This window comes from Nonomuraea angiospora (genome assembly GCF_014873145.1).
GTDB classification, from domain to species: Bacteria; Actinomycetota; Actinomycetes; order Streptosporangiales; family Streptosporangiaceae; genus Nonomuraea; species Nonomuraea angiospora.
On the sequence record NZ_JADBEK010000001.1, the window covers coordinates 3645464 to 3663109 of the forward strand.

The 17646-nt window shown below is 73.0% G+C and carries 22 protein-coding genes; 10 read left to right on the forward strand and 12 right to left on the reverse strand.

The features are described 5' to 3' along the window. Positions 1-3: 3 nt before the first annotated feature. Positions 4-1212: an alpha/beta hydrolase gene (locus H4W80_RS16570; protein WP_192785918.1), complete on the reverse strand. Its 1209-nt coding sequence runs from the start codon at positions 1210-1212 to the stop codon at positions 4-6. A 33-nt stretch (positions 1213-1245) separates the two neighbouring features. On the opposite strand from H4W80_RS16570, the gene H4W80_RS16575 reads away from it, so the two are divergent. Continuing rightward, the gene (locus tag H4W80_RS16575) at positions 1246-1905 is read left to right on the forward strand and encodes an endonuclease V (RefSeq protein WP_192785919.1); all 660 of its coding nucleotides are present in this window, start codon (positions 1246-1248) and stop codon (positions 1903-1905) included. 9 nt (positions 1906-1914) lie between these two features. Here H4W80_RS16575 and H4W80_RS16580 read toward each other — a convergent pair whose 3' ends face one another. Both H4W80_RS16580 and H4W80_RS16585 read right to left on the reverse strand, forming a co-directional pair. Continuing rightward, a complete protein-coding gene (locus tag H4W80_RS16580; RefSeq protein ID WP_192785920.1) occupies positions 1915-2289 on the reverse strand; it encodes a hypothetical protein in 375 nt (124 codons plus the stop codon). 105 nt (positions 2290-2394) lie between these two features. Further along, the gene (locus H4W80_RS16585; protein ID WP_192785921.1) at positions 2395-3066 is read right to left on the reverse strand and encodes an NADPH-dependent F420 reductase; all 672 of its coding nucleotides are present in this window, start codon (positions 3064-3066) and stop codon (positions 2395-2397) included. An 84-nt stretch (positions 3067-3150) separates the two neighbouring features. Here H4W80_RS16585 and H4W80_RS16590 point away from each other — a divergent pair, with 84 nt between their 5' ends. The 5 genes from H4W80_RS16590 (at position 3151) to H4W80_RS16610 (ending at position 4970) form a co-directional block, all read left to right on the forward strand. After that, positions 3151-3492, forward strand: coding sequence for a winged helix-turn-helix transcriptional regulator (locus tag H4W80_RS16590; protein ID WP_225963480.1), 342 nt, complete (start codon positions 3151-3153; stop codon positions 3490-3492). Positions 3493-3578: 86 nt separating this feature from the next. Beyond that, positions 3579-3788: a hypothetical protein gene (locus H4W80_RS16595; RefSeq protein ID WP_225963481.1), complete on the forward strand. Its 210-nt coding sequence runs from the start codon at positions 3579-3581 to the stop codon at positions 3786-3788. A 153-nt stretch (positions 3789-3941) separates the two neighbouring features. Then, complete coding sequence (locus H4W80_RS16600) at positions 3942-4085, forward strand: hypothetical protein (protein WP_185077192.1); 144 nt, start codon at positions 3942-3944, stop codon at positions 4083-4085. Positions 4086-4135: 50 nt separating this feature from the next. Further along, positions 4136-4705 (forward strand): TIGR00645 family protein, encoded by a 570-nt coding sequence (locus H4W80_RS16605; RefSeq protein ID WP_192785923.1) that lies wholly within the window; start codon positions 4136-4138, stop codon positions 4703-4705. Positions 4706-4718: 13 nt separating this feature from the next. Continuing rightward, positions 4719-4970, forward strand: a complete 252-nt coding sequence (locus H4W80_RS16610; protein WP_192785924.1) for a hypothetical protein — start codon at positions 4719-4721, stop codon at positions 4968-4970. 119 nt (positions 4971-5089) lie between these two features. Here H4W80_RS16610 and H4W80_RS16615 read toward each other — a convergent pair whose 3' ends face one another. Further along, positions 5090-5893, reverse strand: a complete 804-nt coding sequence (locus H4W80_RS16615; protein WP_192785925.1) for a Cof-type HAD-IIB family hydrolase — start codon at positions 5891-5893, stop codon at positions 5090-5092. A 21-nt stretch (positions 5894-5914) separates the two neighbouring features. Beyond that, positions 5915-6370, reverse strand: a complete 456-nt coding sequence (locus tag H4W80_RS16620; RefSeq protein WP_318786902.1) for a DUF2283 domain-containing protein — start codon at positions 6368-6370, stop codon at positions 5915-5917. Between the two features lie 143 nt (positions 6371-6513). On the opposite strand from H4W80_RS16620, the gene pyrF reads away from it, so the two are divergent. After that, positions 6514-7338 carry an orotidine-5'-phosphate decarboxylase gene (pyrF, locus tag H4W80_RS16625; protein ID WP_192785927.1) on the forward strand — a complete coding sequence of 275 codons (825 nt, stop codon included), beginning with the start codon at positions 6514-6516 and terminating at the stop codon, positions 7336-7338. Between the two features lie 67 nt (positions 7339-7405). Here pyrF and leuA read toward each other — a convergent pair whose 3' ends face one another. Beyond that, positions 7406-9127 (reverse strand): 2-isopropylmalate synthase, encoded by a 1722-nt coding sequence (leuA, locus tag H4W80_RS16630; RefSeq protein WP_225963482.1) that lies wholly within the window; start codon positions 9125-9127, stop codon positions 7406-7408. Between the two features lie 54 nt (positions 9128-9181). On the opposite strand from leuA, the gene H4W80_RS16635 reads away from it, so the two are divergent. The 3 genes from H4W80_RS16635 to H4W80_RS16645 are packed head-to-tail and all read left to right on the forward strand — an operon-like array spanning position 9182 to position 11039. Continuing rightward, the gene (locus tag H4W80_RS16635; protein WP_192785928.1) at positions 9182-9883 is read left to right on the forward strand and encodes a FadR/GntR family transcriptional regulator; all 702 of its coding nucleotides are present in this window, start codon (positions 9182-9184) and stop codon (positions 9881-9883) included. Between the two features lie 10 nt (positions 9884-9893). Next, positions 9894-10418: an NUDIX hydrolase gene (locus H4W80_RS16640; RefSeq protein WP_192785929.1), complete on the forward strand. Its 525-nt coding sequence runs from the start codon at positions 9894-9896 to the stop codon at positions 10416-10418. A gap of 54 nt (positions 10419-10472) precedes the next feature. Further along, positions 10473-11039 carry a dihydrofolate reductase family protein gene (locus H4W80_RS16645; RefSeq protein WP_192785930.1) on the forward strand — a complete coding sequence of 189 codons (567 nt, stop codon included), beginning with the start codon at positions 10473-10475 and terminating at the stop codon, positions 11037-11039. Here the strand turns inward: H4W80_RS16645 and rbsK are convergent. The 6 genes from rbsK to H4W80_RS16675 are packed head-to-tail and all read right to left on the reverse strand — an operon-like array spanning position 11036 to position 17637. Continuing rightward, positions 11036-11920, reverse strand: a complete 885-nt coding sequence (gene rbsK / locus H4W80_RS16650) for a ribokinase (protein ID WP_192785931.1) — start codon at positions 11918-11920, stop codon at positions 11036-11038. The two genes, H4W80_RS16645 and rbsK, sit on opposite strands and share 4 nt — an antisense overlap. After that, the gene (locus tag H4W80_RS16655; protein ID WP_192785932.1) at positions 11917-13266 is read right to left on the reverse strand and encodes an ADP-ribosylglycohydrolase family protein; all 1350 of its coding nucleotides are present in this window, start codon (positions 13264-13266) and stop codon (positions 11917-11919) included. The genes rbsK and H4W80_RS16655 overlap by 4 nt, the downstream gene beginning before the upstream one ends. Beyond that, positions 13263-14402: an ADP-ribosylglycohydrolase family protein gene (locus H4W80_RS16660; RefSeq protein WP_192785933.1), complete on the reverse strand. Its 1140-nt coding sequence runs from the start codon at positions 14400-14402 to the stop codon at positions 13263-13265. The genes H4W80_RS16655 and H4W80_RS16660 overlap by 4 nt, the downstream gene beginning before the upstream one ends. Beyond that, a complete protein-coding gene (locus H4W80_RS16665) occupies positions 14399-15364 on the reverse strand; it encodes an ADP-ribosylglycohydrolase family protein (protein WP_192785934.1) in 966 nt (321 codons plus the stop codon). Before H4W80_RS16665 ends, H4W80_RS16660 begins: the two co-directional genes overlap by 4 nt. Before the next feature lie 6 nt (positions 15365-15370). Next, positions 15371-16333, reverse strand: coding sequence for an ADP-ribosylglycohydrolase family protein (locus tag H4W80_RS16670; protein ID WP_192785935.1), 963 nt, complete (start codon positions 16331-16333; stop codon positions 15371-15373). Beyond that, positions 16330-17637, reverse strand: coding sequence for an ABC transporter substrate-binding protein (locus H4W80_RS16675; RefSeq protein ID WP_192785936.1), 1308 nt, complete (start codon positions 17635-17637; stop codon positions 16330-16332). The genes H4W80_RS16670 and H4W80_RS16675 overlap by 4 nt, the downstream gene beginning before the upstream one ends. Positions 17638-17646: the final 9 nt, after the last annotated feature.

The window sequence follows — 17646 nt, forward strand, 5'->3', positions numbered from 1 at the left end:
CGGTTATGTTAGTTGTCGTCCGATTTGTCCCCTTGGGGTGGGGCCTCCCGCCAGCGCCTGGGCGATGGTCTCGGCGGTGGCCTGCCAGATCGGGGTGGCGGGGTTGATGACGTCGAAGTGGTCGCCGGGCATTTCGAGGTAGGTCACCTCGTCACCGGCCTCCACTGCCGCGCGCGCGTAGCGGCGGCTGAAGTCGACCAGGTCCAGGTCGTCGGCTGCGCCTTGGACGACGAGCTGGCGTACCCGGAGCGGGAGGCGGAGCAACGGCGAGGCGTCCGCGTACGGCGGCGCCGCCCGGCCTTCGGGTGCGCGCCCGCCCAGGGCTGCGCCGACGGCGCCGGTCCCGACCCATCGCCGGTCGCCTTCCACGAGATCGAGCACCCCGGCGAGCGAAACGGCGAGCACCACCCGCGCCCCACCGGCCACCGCATGGGCACCGCCTGCCGCCTCACCGGCCGCGTCGGCTACGGCGCGGAGGGCGAGCTGGGCGCCTGCCGAGTGGCCGACGACGGCCACCCGGGTGAGGTCCAGCGCCGCCGCCCCATCGGTGCTCTGGGGGTGCTCGTCCGGGGCGCGGGCCGCCGCGAGGGCGGCCAACCCCGCCGCCACATCCGCCGTCGTCGCGTCCCAGCCGTGCAGATCCGGCCGCCGGTACTCGAGGTTCCACACCGCGAGCCCGCGCCCGGCCAGGTCGGCGCAGAGCGGCCCCATGATGTCGGCCGCCCAGATCGACCGCCAGTACCCGCCGTGGACCAGCACCACCACGGGCGGCTCACCGGCGTCCGGAAGGTCCGGAAGGTACAGCTCGCCCCACTGCTCCGGCAGCGGCCCGTACGCGATCCGCCGCGACGGATGCCGTACCCGGTGCACGGCATGGCGGATCCCCCAGGCCAGCCCGCCGACGCCGCGTCCGTGCAGGTGAGTGGCGCCCTCCCCGGCCGTCACCCCGTCGGCGCGCTCCACGTCCACCCAGACCACCGCCCCGAGGTCCCGCCCGATCAGCGAGCGCACCTCACCGGAGGGCCCCGGCAGCACGACCACGCAGCCGGCGCCCTCCGGTGAGGACAGCAGCGAGAGGACGTGGGAGGCGTCACGGGCGTGGACGAGCGTCCCGGAGACCCCCGCGGCGGCGAACTCGCGGGCCGCGATCTCCTCCAGCAACCCCGCGTCGGCCACCACGCCGGGGCCGACGACCACCAGCACCTCGATCATGAGCCCGACCCTACGCGTAATACCTTAGGCCGGGTGCAGGTAAAGCAGCTTCACCCATGGCCCACGACCACCGCCGAGGCCGAGGCCGTCCAGGACCGGCTGCGCGGACGCGTCGAGCTCACAGGCCCCGTCGACTTCTCCCTGGTCGCGGGCCTGGACGTGCACTATCACGGCGACGACGCCCTCACGGCCGCCGTGGTCGTCCTCGACGCCGGCACGATGGCGACGGTGGAGGAGGTGACGGTGCGCGGCCGGGTGGCGTTCCCGTACGTGCCGGGGCTGTTCGCCTTCCGGGAGCTGCCCGCCCTGGTGGAGGCGCTCGAACGGCTCCCGGTGACGCCCGACCTGCTGGTCTGCGACGGGTACGGGCTGGCGCACCCGCGCGGCTTCGGCCTGGCCTGCCACCTGGGCGTGCTGACCGGCCTGCCCGCGCTCGGCGTGGGCAAGACGCCCTTCGTCGGCACGCACGAGCCGCCGGGGCCGGAGCGGGGCGACTGGGCGCCGATCGTCCACGAGGGCGCCGTCGTCGGCCGCGCGCTGCGCACGCAGCGCGCGATCAAGCCGGTGTACGTCTCCCAGGGCCACCGCATCTCCCTGGACACGGTCACCGACCAGGTCCTGCGCCTCGCCCCGCGCTACCGCCTCCCCGACCCGATCCGCCGCGCCGACCACCTGGCCCGCCACCCCGGCTGACCCCCATCGTCACCGGGGGCGCCAGGCCCAGACGAGGAGCCAGACGCTGAGCCCGAAGAGCGTCATCCCGAGCGGTACGTGCACCGCCAGCACCCCCGAACCGCCCAGGGCCGACTGGAGGAAGCCGAGCAGCAGCACCGCCAGGCCGACCAGCGCGGGCCAGCCCGGGCCCCGGGCGGGCCGCCACAGCAGGACGGCCGCGACGAGCTGCAGCAGCCCCAGCACGTGTACGGCCAGCGCACCCATGCCGTGCGAGCCCGCCCCTCCCCCGCTCATCAGCTGCCCGGCCGTCACGGCCTGCGCCAGGACGGACAGCGTGTTGAGGACGACCACGGCCTTGAACGCGGTCACGTACCCGTTTCCCTTGGCGACCTGGGTTACCACTGGATCTCTCCTTCGACCTCGTCTGCGGTCTCCAGGATCTTGCCGGGCGCGCCGGAGGGCATCCGCCGCTGGTCGTCATCCCCGATACGCCACCGGGCGTACGGCTCAGACGCCCGAATAGGCCATCGGGGGCAGCACGGCCTGGGCGTCCGCGCCGCCGAACCAGAGCCCGATCATGAACGCGGCCGTCGCCTCCAGCAGCATGGCCCGGTCGAGCCCGCCGCCGTCCACCGGGGTGCAGCCGAGGTCGGCGACCAGCGTACGCACCGCGGCCAGGGCGGCCGGGTCGTCACCGCACAGCGGCACCGCCAGCGGCCTGCCGTCGAACACCGGCGGCGTCAGCCGCCACACGTCCACGTGGCACAGATTGAACGCCTTCACCACGTGCCCTCCCGTGAGGTCGCGGATCAGCGGGGCGATGGGGCGGGCGGGGTCGTACGGGCCCTCGGCGTTGGCCACGTCGATGACGGGCTTGCCGCGCAGCGCGCCGCCGGCGGACGCGAGCACGCCGGCCAGCCCCGCCTGCCTGACGGCCACCATCACGACCTCCCCGAACGCCGCCGCCTCCGCCCAACTCCCGGCCCGCACACCCACCACCCCTGCCTGCGCGCCTGCCATCTCCGTCCGCGTGCGAGCCGCCTCGGCTGTCATCGTCGCGGCCCGCGCCGCGCTGGCGGAGGCGTCCCTGCCGCTGATCATCACCTCGTGCCCCGCCCTGGCCCACTGCGTGCCCAGGGCGTCCGCCATGCCGCCCGCCCCCAGGATCCCGATACGCATGTTCGTCCTCCGTCGCATGAACTGGTAAGTAGGAGGACTGTAGAAAGCCCGTCACACACCATTTGGTGCCTAATGGAGGCCTCGTTGGGGTTCATCGCCGACTGCCAGGCCCGGCTGGCCTTCGACCTGCTGGCCAACACCTGGAACGCGGTCGTCCTGTGGGCGCTGCGTAACGGCCCGCGCCGGCCGGGGCGGCTGCGCGCGGAGATCGGCGGCATCAGCACCAAGGTCCTCACGGAGACGCTGCGCCGCCTGGAGTTCAACGGCCTGGTCACGCGCCGCACGTACGCGGAGGCCCCGCCCCGCGTCGAGTACGAGCTGACCGACCTCGGCCGCACGCTCCTCGGCCCGATCGAGGCGTTCGGGGTGTGGGCGCACGACCACGCCGACGAGGTCATGGCCGCGCAGGACCGCTGGGAGACGTGAGAGCTTTCTAATATACGGAGCGTTACTGGATCACTACTTAGGGTAGCTAGACGACGGTTGTTCATTACCGTCTCCCAGGAGGTTCCATGCTTTTCTCCCCCCGCAGGATCGTCGCCGTCGCGGCCGTCGCCGCCGGCCTGACTCTGCTCTCCGCCCCGGCGTCCTACGCCGTGGTGGATCCTCTCGCCCTGGTCCCCTGCCTGGCCGAGGCCGGCGCCGGCGCCACGACACTGATCGACCCGACCGCGCCGGCCGTGCCGGCCGAGGTGCCGGGCGTGAGCTGCCTGCAGCCCTGACCGGCTCAGCCTGGGCACGTCCCCGGCCGATCCGGTTATCCGAGCGTGCGGCGCGGCAGAGGCAGCCGCGCCGCCCGCCATGGCGGCCCGATCAGTTCCCCCCTACAGCGCAAGCCCAGTCCATCCGATAGCGCAGAGCAGCTAGGAGATCCTTTGAAGGTCCGCGTCCTGACCGCCGTCGCCGCACTCGCGCTGGCGGGCGCCCTACCCTCCATCGCTTTCGACAAGCTCACCACCGACCCGCCCATCGTGCGCGTCGAGACCTGGGTCCAGCACGTCAACGTCTTCACGTCCTAGTGCGGCTCGCGCAGGTGCCCGTGGCCGACGCTCCACCGGAGTCACGGACCATGTCCAGTTATGTCGGCTATTTCATGTTCCTCAGCCGGTGGATTCAGGCGCCGCTCTACATGGGGCTGATCCTCGCCCAGATCGTGTACACGTGGCGGTTCATGCTGGAGCTGCTCCATCTGATCGAGCTCGGGTTCGGCGGCTCACCACCGGAGACCACCGTCATGCTGATCGTCCTCGGCCTCGTGGACGTGGTCATGGTCTCCAACCTGCTCATCATGGTCATCATCGGCGGCTACGAGACGTTCGTCTCCCGGCTGCGCATCGAGGGCCACCCCGACCAGCCCCAATGGCTTTCCCACGTCAACGCCAACGTGCTGAAGGTCAAGCTGGCCATGGCGATCATCGGCATCTCGTCCGTCCATCTCCTCCAGATCTTCATCAACGCCTCCAGACCGACCATCACCGACAGGGAGCTGCTGTGGAAAACGCTGATCCACCTGACCTTCGTGGTCTCGGCGCTGACGCTGGCGCTGATCGACCGCATCATGGCGGGCGCGCGGCGCGACGCCGAGACGAACGGGGGCGAGCGGCAGTCCACCCTGCAGCAGGAACGGGTCGCCGCGTGACCGGGACGCTCCGGTGAGGCGGCCGGCCGTCATCGTGACGATCGCGGTGTTCGCGTGCTCGCTCGCGGGCGCCGCCCACGCCGAAGGCGAGGCCGCCAGGCCGGGCGGTCCCCCGCCCCTGATCGGCAACGTGACCATCTTCAACGACGAGATCATCGAGCCGGTGTCGCTGCCCGTGAGCACCTGCGGGTCGCTGCTCCCGCTGCTCGGCAAGTCGCCCACCACCTGTAAGGGCGCCTCACGGGTGTCGGACGACGACGCCTGACCCCGTACGTGCCCGCCTGCGGGGGCGGGCGGGCACGTACGGCCGGCGATGAGCGAGCACGTACGGCGGCAGCGGGCGGGCACGAACGACTGGCACGTACGGCGGGCCAGGAGCGATCCTCAGCCGTACAGCTTCTCCAGCACCGCGGCCACCCCGTCCTCGTCGTTGGACAGCGTGCGGCGCTCGGTCGCCGCCAGCACCAGGTGGTGCGCGTTGGCCATGGCGTAGCCGGCGCCCGCGTAGGAGAGCACGGCCAGATCGTTCGGCATGTCGCCGAAGGCCACCACCTCGCCGGGCGCGATCCCCCACTCCCGGCACAGCACGTCGAGCGTGCTCGCCTTCGTCACCCCCGGAGCGCTGATCTCCAGGAGGCCGGTCCCGCCGGAGTGCGTGACCTCGGCCAGCCCCTCGACCCGCGCCACGACGGCCGCGACCATCTCGTCCGCCGTGCTGGTGTGCGACTGGGCGAGCAGCTTGACGATCGGATCGTCGCCGTCGAAGACGGAGCTCACCTCGCGGAGGTAGGCCAGGTCCTCCACGAGGCGCCTGGTGTAGGCGACCTCGGCGAGCACGCCCCGGCCCGTCTCGATGGCCAGGCCGATCCCGGGCAGTGCCGCGGCCAGGGCCTGCGCGACCGTGTTCGCCGCCGTCCGGTCCAGGAGACGGCTGGTGACGATCTCGTCGGCGGCCAGGTCGTACACGATCGCGCCGTTGCTGCAGATCGCGACGCCCGTGACGCCCGCCTCAGCGGCGAGGGCGCGGACGGCGCGCGGCGGCCTGGCGGTGACGAAGACGATCTCGGCGCCGGCCGCGCGGGCGGCCTGAAGGGCCTGTCTGGTGCGGGGGGTGATGGCGCGTGAGGAGTTGAGGAGGGTTCCGTCGAGGTCGGTGGCCACGAGGCGGGGGAGGGTGCCGGCGCTCATGGTGCCGATTATGCCGATCTTTCAGATCCGCATCTCGGAGGGGAGCCGCCCGGCCGCGTTCGACAGCTCCAGGCCGAGGAGTCGCCCGGTGTCGCCGAAATCAAGAACGACATCCGCCGCTTCAACCTGACTTACGATCTCTTCTGGCACTATTTCGTGCTTCATCGCGATATAGGCGATATTGCGGATCTTGTCGAAGCTCACGTACACCGTCTGCGGCCGCTGCCCGGACGGCGCCTCGTCCCAGCTCAGCAGCCCCTCCTTGGCCTCGTGCGAGCCTGCCAGCGCGGCCCGGACCATGGCCAGGGCCAGCTCGATCGCCTCCAGCGAGTCGACCCCGGTGACCTTCCGCTCGTGCTCCCACCCGTCGAGCCCGTCGATCCGGTACGGGCACGACCAGTCCCCCGTCGGCTCCTCGTAAGGCACGCCGACCGTGACGGTGACATCACGCGGCGGATCGGTACGCAGCGCCAGCACCCGATGGGCGATCTCGTACATGTAGCCTGATCTACCCCATGAAAGACACTTGAAGGCCCCATCCCATACCGTCGCCGAAGTATGCGTTTCTGGCTACGGCTGCCGCAAGCTAGGCTGCCAACGGTCGTAAGGGGGCCCTTGAGATGAACGAGTCATTCGGGACGCGCCTTCGAGCCAGGCTCGACGAGTGCGGTCCGCTGTGTGTGGGCATCGATCCGAGTCCGGCGCTGCTGCACGCCTGGGGGCTCGACGACTCGCCCGCCGGTCTGGAACGCTTCAGCCGCACGGTCGTCGAGGCCGTCGGCGACGTGGCGGCCCTGGTCAAGCCGCAGTCCGCCTTCTTCGAGCGCTGGGGCAGCCGCGGCATCGCGGTGCTGGAACGCACCATCGCCGACCTGCGCGAGGCCGGGACGCTGGTGGTGCTCGACGTCAAGCGGGGCGACATCGACAGCACGATGGCCGCCTACGCCGAGGCCTACCTCGACCGGGGCAGCCCGCTGGCCGCCGACGCCGTGACGCTGAGCCCGTATCTCGGGTTCGGGTCGCTGGAGGGCGCGATCGTGTCCGCCATGGCCAATGACGCCGGCGTCTTCGTGCTGGCCCGCACCTCCAACCCGGAGGCCGCCCCGCTGCAGCGGCTCGTGGCCGACCAGGTGCTCGCCGGGGTCGCCGCGGCGAACGCCGGGCACGAGCCGCTGGGGTCCATCGGGGTGGTGATGGGGGCCACGCTGCCCGAGCTGGAGTATTCGCTGGACGACCTCAACGGCCCCATCCTCGCGCCGGGGCTGGGCGCCCAGGGGGCCTCGCCCGCCGACGTGGCGCGGCTGTTCGCCTCCGTACGGCACGCCGTCGTGCCCTCGGTCTCCCGGGCGGTCCTGGCCGACCCCAAGCGGCTGCGCTCTCGCACGCTCTACTTCCGCGACGAGTGCGCCGCCCACCTGGACGCGAAGATCGCCACCCAGGCGTGAGCCGCGCCCGCCGTGACGACCGCGCGGCCCACCCACCACCTCAGGTGTGAGCCGCGCCCGCCGGTGATCAGGCCGGCGCGGACGCCAGCACGCGGTTGACGGCGGCCAGCACGGCGTGGGCCGAGGCGGTCAGGACCGAGGTGTCCTGGGCCGCGCCCCAGCTGGTGACGCCGTCGACGCGGGCCTCCACGTAGGCGATGGCGCGGCTGCCCCGGCCCGGGTCCAGGGCGTGCTCGGCGAAGTGGAGGATGTCCACGTCGATCCCGTCGTCCCCGAGCGCGGCGGTCAGCGCGGACAGCGGCCCGTTGCCGGTGCCGCGCAGCCGGCGCCCCGACCGCAGCGTGCCCGCGAACTCGTGCACGCCGGGCGCCGTCTCCCTGGTGCTCCACTCGGCCAGCGCGCCGGTCTCCCCCGGGGCCAGGTAGGTGGCGTGGAAGAGCTCCCACAGCTGCTCGGCCGTGATCTCCTCGCCGCTGCCGTCGGTGGCGCGCTGCACGACCGAGGAGAAGTCGATCTGCAGGCGGCGGGGCAGCTCCAGGCCGTAGCGGGTGCGCAGGAGGTAGGCGATGCCACCCTTGCCCGACTGGCTGTTGACCCGGATGACCGCCTGGTAGCCGCGGCCCACGTCGGCGGGGTCGATGGGCAGGTACGGCACCTCCCACGGCGCCCGCTCCGGCGGCACGCCCAGCTCGGCGGCCCGCTTGGCGTGGTGGGCCAGGCCCTTGCCGATGGCGTCCTGGTGGGTGCCGGAGAAGGCGGTGTAGACGAGGTCCCCCGCGTACGGGTGGCGCTCGGGCACGGGCAGCCGGTTGCAGTGCTCCACGACCCGGCGGATCTCGTCGATGTCGGACAGGTCGAGCATGGGGTCCACGCCCTGGGAGTACAGGTTGAGCGCGAGGGTCACCAGGTCCACGTTGCCGGTCCGCTCGCCGTTGCCGAACAGGCAGCCCTCCACCCGCTGGGCGCCGGCCAGCAGGGCCAGCTCGGCGCAGGCCACGCCGGTGCCGCGGTCGTTGTGCGGGTGCACCGAGAGGATGACCGCGTCCCTGCGGTCGAGGTGGCGGTGCATGTACTCGATCTGGTCGGCGTACACGTTGGGGGTGGCCACCTCGACCGTCGCGGGCAGGTTGTGGATCACCGGGCGGTCCGGCGCGGCGTCCCACAGGGCCGTCAGGTCGTTGCAGACCTCCAGCACGTAGTCGGGCTCGGTGAGGTTGAACACCTCCGGCGAGAACTGGAAGCGCACGTCGAGGCCGTCCGCGAGCCGGGCGACGTGCCCGGCGGCGTCCATGATCAGGGCGCGCAGCTCGTGCCTGTTGTGGCCGAGCACCACGTCCCGCCAGGTGGGGGCGGTGGCGGTGTAGAGGTGCACGACAGCGCGGGGCAACCCCTCGATGGCGGCGAACGTGCGCTCGATCAGGTCCCGCCTGGCGGCCGTGAACACGACCACGGTCACATCCTCCGGCACGACGCCGGGCTCGGCGAGGTGGCGGACGAAGTCGAAGTCGAGCCGGCTGGACGAGGGGTAGCCGACCTCGATCTCCTTGAACCCCATGCCGGTCAGCAGGTCGAACATCCGGCGCTTGCGGGCCGGGTCCATCGGCTCGGCCAGCGCCTGGTTGCCGTCGCGCAGGTCCACGGGCACCCAGAGCGGGGCCCGTGTGAGGCGCGCGGACGGCCAGTCGCGCTCGGTGAGCGGCACCTCGACGCGCTCGTGGGCGGGCTTGTAGCGGTGGTAGGGCATGGTGCTGGGACGTTGACGGTTCCAGGCGTACACGGACGGCGTCATGGCGGCTACACTAATCACAACACAGGTCCTCAGACAACCTGAGAGGTGCGTTCGATGCCACTCGGCTCCCTCCGTCCCAGCCCGCTCGTCGAGCAGGCGACCCAGCACCTGCGCGAGCAGATCACGCAGGGCGAGTGGCCCGTGGGCACCCGCCTGCCCGGCGAGAACGCGCTGGCCAAGGCGCTGGGAGTGGGGCGTTCGACGGTCCGGGAGGCGCTGCGCGCGCTGGCGGGGGCGGGGCTGGTGCAGGCCCGGCAGGGCTCGGGGGTGTTCGTGATCGCCACTGCGACCGCCACTGTGCCCGCCGAGGACTGGCCCGCCCGGCTGCGCCGGGCCGCCATCACGGACGTCTACGAGGTGCGCATGATGGTCGAGACGCAGGCCGCCCGGATGGCGGCGCGGCGGCGCACCGAGGAGGACGTCGCGGCGCTGGAGGAGGCGCTGGCGGCGCGGGCGCGGGCGGCGGCGCAGGACGACGCCGCGTTCGTGGACGCCGACATCGCCCTGCACGCGGCGGTCGTCGCGGCGGCCGGCAACCCGGTGCTGACCGACCTGTTCGCCGAGTTCGCGCCAGCGTTGCGCGAGGGGCTGATCGGCCTGGTGGAGGTGCTCGGGCTGCGCGCGCACGACCGCAACCCGGGGCACGACTCGCACGCGGAGCTAGTGGCCGCCGTCCGGGACGGCGACGGGGACGCGGCGGGCGCGATCCTTCAGGCGGAGCTGGAGCAGACGCTCGCCCACCTGCACGGCGCATAGCCTGGTCACGGTGATCATCCGTACGCAGCGCCCCTCGGCCCGCGTCATCCTGGCCGCCCCCGACGACCGCGTCCTCCTGCTCCGCTTCGTCCCGCCGGACCCGTGGCCGAAGGAGCCCGCCTGGCACCTGCCCGGCGGCGGCCTGGAGCCGGGCGAGTCACCGGCGCAGGCGGCGGCGCGCGAGGTGCTGGAGGAGACCGGCCACGTGCTCGACGGCGCCGGTCTCGGCGACCCCGTGGCGGTGAACGAGGGCGCGTGGTCCAACCTCGGCCGCCACTTCTACACCGTGCACACGTACTTCTTCGCCCGCGTGCCCTCCGCGACCGTCGCCCCCACGGCGCTGGAGGACTACGAGACGGAGGCCTTCAAGCTGGGCCACCGCTGGTGGCGGGCGGACGAGCTGGCCGCCGCCGAGGAGCGCGTGTTCCCGCCGGGGCTGGCCGCGCTGCTGCCGGACCTCCTGGCCGGAGTGCGCCCCCAGGCCCCCGTCAGGCTCCTCTGGACATTCGAGGAAAAATCTTCGGAAGGGATGTGAAGAACGCGCGGACGGCTCCGACCCGGTTACGAGCACAACGTGAAGGAGCACACCATGAGCAAGCTCATCTACTGGGTCCACACCTCCGTCGACGGCCACATCGAGGGCCCGAACGGGGAGTTCGACTGGCCGGCGATGGGGCCGGAGCTGTCGGCGTACGGGGACGAGGTCCACGCCCGCGTCGGCACCTTCCTGTACGGGCGCGTCGTCTGGGAGATGATGTCCAGCTACTGGCCCCACGCGGAGTCGATCTCGGACGACCCGCACGACCTCAAGTTCGCGCCCGTCTGGCGCAGCACCCCGAAGGTCGTCTTCTCCACCACGCTGCGGGAGGCCGGCTGGGACGCCCGGATCGTCTCCGGCGACCTCGCCAAGGAGGTCGCCGAGCTGAAGAGCGGGCCCGGCAAGGACCTCCTGCTGAACGGCGGCTCCCGGCTGGCCGGCGCGCTCACCGAGCTGGGGCTGATCGACGAATATCACATCATGGTGCACCCGGTCGTCCTCGGCGGCGGCCGGCCGCTGTTCCCTCCGCTGGCCCAGCGGACCGGCCTGCGGCTGGTGGAGACGCGGACGTTCGACGCCGGGGTGGCGCTGCTGCGCTACGAACGGGCCGGCAGCTAGGGCAGGGCGGCCTCGATCTCGTGGCGGGTCGGCATGGAGGTGCTGGCCCCCTCCCGCTGCACCGACAGCGCCGCCGCCGTGGACGCGAAGCCCAGCGCGTCGGCCACGCTCATCCCCTCCGACCTGGCCACGGCGAACGCGCCCACGAAGGTGTCGCCGGCCGCGGTCGTGTCCACGGCGTCCACCTTCACCGCGGGCACCCGCAGCCGCTCCCCCGAGCGCGACCCGTACAGCGCGCCCTCGGAGCCCAGCGTGATCAGCGCCTCCTCCACCCGCTCCAGCAGCGCGTCGAGGGCGGCCTCCGCGCCGGCGGCGCCGGTGATGGCGGCGGCCTCGTGCTCGTTCGGGACGATCGTGGTGACCGCGTCGAGGAGCTCGTCCGGCAGCGGCCGGGCGGGGGCCGGGGTCAGGTAGACGGGCACGCCGGAGACCTGGGCGGCCTGGGCGGCCGCCACGACGGCCTCCATGGGCAGTTCGAGCTGGAGCAGCAGCGCGTCCGAGCGGGCGATGGCGGCCAGGTCCTCGCCCGAGGGGCCGGTGACGGTGCCGTTCGCGCCGGGGACGACGATGATCGAGTTGCCGCCCTCGTCGTCCACCACGATGTGCGCGATGCCGCTGGGCCCGGGCACCTCGCGCAGGCCGCGTACGTCGATCCCGGCCTGCGCCAGCGTGGCGCGCAGCTCCGCGCCGAAGCCGTCGTCGCCCACCGCCCCGAGGAAGGCCACGTGCGCGCCCGCGCGGGCGGCGGCGATGGCCTGGTTGGCGCCCTTGCCGCCGGGCACGGTACGGAACCGGTGCCCGGTGACCGTCTCGCCCCGCTTGGGGGCTTCGGAGACGTAGGCGACGAGGTCCATGTTGGCGCTGCCGAAAACCGAGATCATGGGCCCATCATCTCCTGTGTGCGGGCGGCCAGCGCGGCCAGCCCTACTCCGTCGTACCCGGTCAGGCTGCTGGCCAGGCTGTCGCGCATCCGCCAGCGGTCCGGCACGCCGCCGTTCAGCGCGCCCGCGACGGACCCGGCCGTGGCCCCGGCGGAGTCGGTGTCCCAGCCGCCGGCCACCGCTCCGGCGATCGTGGCGGTGAAGTCGCCCCGGCCGTGGATCAGCGTGGCCGCGATGAGGGCGGCGTTGTTGATGGTGTGCACCCAGTGCAGGGCGCCGTGGCGTTCGTGCAGGAGGTCGACGACCCGCTCGAAGTCGTCCTCGCGGGCGGCGTCCGCGGCGGCCAGGCGTACCGCCTCGTGCAGGCGCGAGCGCTCCGGCACCACCGACAGGCCCGCCCGTACGACCTCCTCGGGAGAGGTGGCGACCAGGGCGGACGCGCACATGGCGGCCACGAACATGGCCCCGTAGATCCCGTTGGCGGTGTGGGTCAGGCGGGCGTCGCGCCAGGCGTGCTCCGCCGCCGTGGCGGGGTCGCCCGGGTTGCTCCAGCCGTACACGTCGGCCCTGATCAGGGCGCCGATCCACTCCCTGAACGGGTTGCGGCGGGTCGCCGTGGCGGGCGGCTCGACGCCGTCCAGGAGGTTGCGGTACGCGACCCGTTCGGCGGTGAACGTGCGGCCGGCGGGCAGCTCGTCCAGCCACAGCTTGGCCAGGTCGTCGGTGGTGAAGCCGCGGCCGTGGCGCTCCAGGACGGACAGGGCCAGCAGCGGGTAGTTGAGGTCGTCGTCCTCGGGGATGCCGTCGATGTTCTCGGCCAGGGAGTTGACGGCGCTGCGGCGGTTCCACGGCCAGCGGCGGGCGACGTCGTCCGGGAGCCCCTTGGCGGTGAACCAGCCGCGGATGGGCCAGTTGCCGGTGGCCTCGGCGATCTGCCTGACGCCCTCGCGCGGGATCTTCTCCACGGGCTTGCCGAGCACGCACCCGGCCGCCCGCCCCTGCCACGCGCCGAGCACCCGCGCCGGATCGACGGCCGATCTCGTCGTCGTGCCCGGCCAGGACGGGCAGGCGGCGACGATGCCGGCCAGGTCCGAGGGCTCGGGCAGCGGGGACGGGACGGCGGCCAGCTCGTCCAGCAGCTCCCCGGCCAGGTCCCGCAGGCGGGCCGCGCCCGGCTCGGAGGCCCCGGCGCGCGGGGGCGCGTCGTGGCCGCCGGCCGCGTGCCAGCGGTCCGCGATCTCCCTCACGCGCTCCGCGTCGGGGCCGGAAGCCCGGCCGTCCTCGACGGCCTGGCGGAGTTCGTGGCCGATCAGGTCCTCCGGCTGGACCCAGGTGAGGCGGATCACCGGCGGTCGAGGTCGGCGAAGGCGGCCTCGTGGCCGCGGCGCCGTACCAGGTCGTCGGCGTGCACCCGGCGCGCCACCTCCGCGATCGCGAGCCCGGGGGCCACCAGGTCCGTCCGGCTGGCCGCCCCCACCTGCGAGACCCACTCCGGCGGCACCGCGGACAGCCCCCCGAGGGCGCCCGCGATGGCCCCGCCCATGGACGCGATCGAGTCGGCGTCGCGCCCGTAGTTGACGCCGCCCAGCACGGTCTCGCGGTAGTCGCCCTTGGCGATCACCAGGAACCCGAGCGCCAGCGGCAGCTCCTCGATGCTGTGCACCCGGCTCGGCCGCCGCGCCCCCAGCCCCTGGTCGCGGTAGGTGTCGGCGACGGTGTCGTAGGGCCGCATGGCGGCGCGCAGCGTCTCGAACGACCCGTCCCAGTGCCCCAGCCCGGCGGCGGCCTCGCAGACGGACTCGATGGCGGCCCGCGTGCCGTCCTTGGCCAGGCGCAGGCAGGCCGCGATCACGGAGTCCGCGGTGGCGCCCGGCCGCATGGCCTCGGCCACGGCGGCGGCCATCACCCCGGCGGCCTCCCGGCCGTAGCTGGACTGGTGCGCCCCGGCCAGGTCGACGGCCTCGGCGTAGGCGGCGTCGGGGTCGGCGGCGTTCACGATGCCAACGGGGGCGACGTACATGGCGGCGCCGCAGTTGACGATGTTGCCGACGCCGGCCTCGCGCGGGTCCACGTGCCCGTAGTGGAGCCTGGCCACGATCCACTTCTCGGCCAGGAAGATCCGCTGCAGCGGCAGCGCCTCGGCCTCCAGCTCGGGGATCCAGCGCCGCTCGCCCATCAGCTCGGGCACCAGGTGCTCGGCCATCGAGTACGCGGTCAGGTGCCCGCCGGCCTTCTCGTAGACGCGGATCAGGGCGTGCGTCATCAACGTGTCGTCGGTGATGTGGCCGTCGCCCTTGTGGTACGGGGCGATGGGACGGGCGTTGCGCCAGTCGTCGTTGAACGGCGGCACGATGCCCTCGACGCGACCCCCGTACCTCTCGACGATCTGCTCGGGGGTCCAGCCCTCGGTGGCGCCGCCCAGCGCGTCACCGACCGCCGCCCCCGCCACGCAGCCAGTGGCCCTGTCCTCAAGCGGCGTCATGCGATTCCCTCCGATAGTTCGATCAGATCTTGCCCTGCCAGGTCAGGCAGGCAACAACCGGCCAGCGTGCGTACCGACGCGATCCACCCCTCCGGGATCGCCTCCAGCCCGCCGCACGCTCCCGCGAGCGCGCCGGTCAGCGCGGGCGCCGAGTCGGCCAGCGCGGCCAGGCAGGCCGCCGCGGGCACGGCCCGCGCGAGCTCGCCGCCCGCCGCCTCGGCCAGTGCCAGCGCCACCGGCACGGTCTGCGCGGCGCCGACGCCGTAGCTGTAGACGTGGTCGAGCAGCGCGGCGTCCAGCGCGGGCACGGCCGCGAACGGGTCGCCCGCCCTGCGCGTGACCGCCAGCGCCGCGCGGGCGTTGTGGCCGATGGCGGTGTCCTCGGGCAGGACGGCCAGCGCCGCCTCCACCGCCCCGGCCACCGATCCCGACCGCACGGCCTCGGCCACGGCGGCGGCCATGGCCAGGGCGCCCAGGACTCCGTCATAGGCGTTCGTCACCTGGGCGTCCTGCGTGGGGTCCCGTCCCAGGACCCCGAACGCCACGGCCCTGACGGCGGCGGCGTCGTCGAAGTGGTGCGGGTTGTCGTGCCCGGACGCGGGCGGCTCGAGGCCCTTGGCGAGGTTGTCGAGCGCGGTGGCCACCGAGATCCGGCCCCTGACACCGTCCCGGCGCAGCTCCCTGAACGCCTCGGCTCTCGGGCGGTCGATGGTGAGCGCCGTCCAGGCCAGCCATTCGGCGTCGTCGGACGGGCCTACGGCCAGCGGGGCCGTGGGCTGGTTGAGCGCGAACGGGACCGGCAGCGTGGTGACCTCGTGCTCCTCCGCGAAGGCGTCCAGCTCTCTGTGCAGGCGTCTGCTCCAGGGGGCGTGCAGGGCCGCCCGGTGCCTGGCCGCCGGCCATCCGGCGGCGTCACCGACGGCGAGCCCGGCGAAGGCCCCTCTGATTCTGTCCCCCGACATCGTGATCTACAGTCCTCCCGCCAGTTCGTCGGCGACGTCCAGTACGTGTCTTCCGGCCACGACGGGCAGGCATTTGCCCGTCACGGGGCCGATCCTGGCCGCCCACCGTCCGGGCACGCCGCTCTCGCCGCGCATGGCTCCGGTGATCGCCCCGGCGATGGCGCCGATCGTGTCGGCGTCCCTGCCCAGGCTCACCCCGAACGTCACGGACGCCTCGACGTCGCCGTCCCCGGCCAGCACGGCCGCCAGCGCCAGCGCCACGGCCTCGGGGGCGACGTCGGTCCAGGGGTAGTGCCTGACGACCACGGCCGCGTGCAGCGCCTCGACGAGCGCGGCCTCGTCGGCCGGGCCCGTGACCTGTTCCGTGGCGCGTACGACGTTGCGGGCGGTCCACGAGTCGGCGGGGATCACCGACAGCGCCGCCCGTACGACGTCCTGGACCGAGGCCCCGCCCAACGCGGCGGCCACGGCCCCGGCGACCGCGCGGCCGCCCAGGATGCCCTCGCCGGACCCGCTGACCAGCCCGTCCTGCTCCACCAGCCGGGCCGCCTCGGCGGGATCGCCCGGGCAGAACACCCCGTACGGCGCCGCCCGCATCGCCAGCCCGTCCGACCAGCCGTGCGAGTGGACCAGCCCCGTCAGCGGCGGCTCCAGCCCGCGGCGAAGCGCTTCGACGGTGCCCAGCTCGGAGAACCCGGCCCCGCGCATGGGACCGGTGACCCGCGGGATGATCTCCCGCCGGTACGCCTGCGCCACGTCGGCGGAGGTCAGCGCGTGCCCGTGCCGCACCAGGAGCGAGGCGGCGAAGATGGCGTACTCGGTGTCGTCGGTCCCGCCGCCCTCGATCTCCGTGAGCCGGCCCCACCGCCGCCGGATCTCCGACGGCGGCAGGTTCTCGGCCGGGGCCCCGAGGGCGTCCCCGGCCGCGAGGCCGAGGAGACACCCACGGGCCTTATCCCGAAAAGTCACCGCTGGTACCGCTCCAACACCTTGTTGCCGTCCTCGACCAGCTTCGAGGCCGCCTGGTCAATGGTGATCTTATTGGCGAAGTACTCCTGCAGCGTCGGCGTGGCGACCTTGGTCTTCCACTCGTCGAACCCGTTCACCTTGAGGAACGGCGCCACGACGAGGTTCTTGGCGGAGGCGGTGGCCACGTCCCAGCCGTTCTCCTTGGTGGTCATCGCCGGGTCGGCGGCGGCCGCCTGGGAGGTCGGCAGGAGCCAGTCACCCTTGGCGAGCTTGGCCTGGTTCGCGCCGTTCAGGAAGAAGGCGATGAACTTCATGGCCTCGTCCGGGTGCTTGCTGTCCTGCGCGATAGACAGCGTCTGCGAGACCGCGCCCTGCTGGGCGCTCGTGCCCTTCGGCGCGGGGAGCGTGACCCACTCGAAGCCCTCGGGAGCCTGCTCGGCGACCTGCTGGCGCAGGAACACGCCGGCGGGCAGCAGCGCGAACTTGCCCTTGTAGAAGGCCGGCAGCGGGTCCGCGGTGCCCTGGCCGAGCGCGGCCGGGTCGGCGGACTTGTCCTTGTAGAGCTGGTCGTGGATGCGCTGGAGCACCTCGCGCTCCTCGGGGCCGACCTTGACCGTGGTCTTGCCGTCGGCCGTCTGGAAGAACGTGCCGCCGAAGTTGAGCGCCAGGTTGAGCGTCTTGTTGACCGGCGACTTCATCGGCCAGGCCACGCCGAAGTTGCCGCCCTTGGTCATCTTCTTCGCCGCGGCCGAGAACTCGTCCCACGTCCAGGGGTTGTCGGGCGTCGGGACGCGCGCGCCGGAGGCGTCGAGCAGCTTCTTGTTGGCGATGATGACCTGCGACTCCTGCAGGAACGGCACGCCGTACACGCCCTGCTGGCCCTTGCCGTCGTCGAAGGTGACGGTGTCCCAGGCGGGCTGCGGGATGTCGCTCTTGAGCTCGGCGGGCAGCTTGTCCTTCAGGTCGAGCAGGTAGCCGTCGGAGGCGAAGCCGGACAGCGCGGGCGAGTCGTTGTGGATGACGTCCGGCGCCGTGCCGCCGGCGAACTGGGTGACGAGCTGGTCGTTGACGTTGTCCCAGCTGCCCTGGACGTAGGTGACCTGGATGTTGGGGTTGGCCTTGTTCCACTCGTCCACGAGCTGCTTGTTCGCGGCGACGGATTCCTTCTGCCACGCCAGGCTGAGGAAATTGATCTTGACTGGCTCGTTGGGGGCGGACGACGACTGCGCGCCGCCGCCTCCCCCGCCGCACGCGGCGGCGAGCGTGAGGATCGCCGCAGCCGCCAGAGCGGACGTGATTCGCATATGAGCCTC

Coding starts and splice junctions, on each gene's coding strand:
- H4W80_RS16570 (WP_192785918.1), bottom strand. CDS start 1,212: ATGATCGAGGTGCTGGTGGTCGTCGGCCCCGGCGTGGTGGCCGACGCG.
- H4W80_RS16585 (WP_192785921.1), bottom strand. CDS start 3,066: ATGCGTATCGGGATCCTGGGGGCGGGCGGCATGGCGGACGCCCTGGGC.
- H4W80_RS16595 (WP_225963481.1), top strand. CDS start 3,579: ATGCTTTTCTCCCCCCGCAGGATCGTCGCCGTCGCGGCCGTCGCCGCC.
- H4W80_RS16605 (WP_192785923.1), top strand. CDS start 4,136: ATGTCCAGTTATGTCGGCTATTTCATGTTCCTCAGCCGGTGGATTCAG.
- H4W80_RS16615 (WP_192785925.1), bottom strand. CDS start 5,893: ATGAGCGCCGGCACCCTCCCCCGCCTCGTGGCCACCGACCTCGACGGA.
- pyrF (WP_192785927.1), top strand. CDS start 6,514: ATGAACGAGTCATTCGGGACGCGCCTTCGAGCCAGGCTCGACGAGTGC.
- leuA (WP_225963482.1), bottom strand. CDS start 9,127: ATGACGCCGTCCGTGTACGCCTGGAACCGTCAACGTCCCAGCACCATG.
- H4W80_RS16635 (WP_192785928.1), top strand. CDS start 9,182: ATGCCACTCGGCTCCCTCCGTCCCAGCCCGCTCGTCGAGCAGGCGACC.
- H4W80_RS16645 (WP_192785930.1), top strand. CDS start 10,473: ATGAGCAAGCTCATCTACTGGGTCCACACCTCCGTCGACGGCCACATC.
- rbsK (WP_192785931.1), bottom strand. CDS start 11,920: ATGATCTCGGTTTTCGGCAGCGCCAACATGGACCTCGTCGCCTACGTC.
- H4W80_RS16660 (WP_192785933.1), bottom strand. CDS start 14,402: ATGACGCCGCTTGAGGACAGGGCCACTGGCTGCGTGGCGGGGGCGGCG.
- H4W80_RS16665 (WP_192785934.1), bottom strand. CDS start 15,364: ATGTCGGGGGACAGAATCAGAGGGGCCTTCGCCGGGCTCGCCGTCGGT.
- H4W80_RS16675 (WP_192785936.1), bottom strand. CDS start 17,637: ATGCGAATCACGTCCGCTCTGGCGGCTGCGGCGATCCTCACGCTCGCC.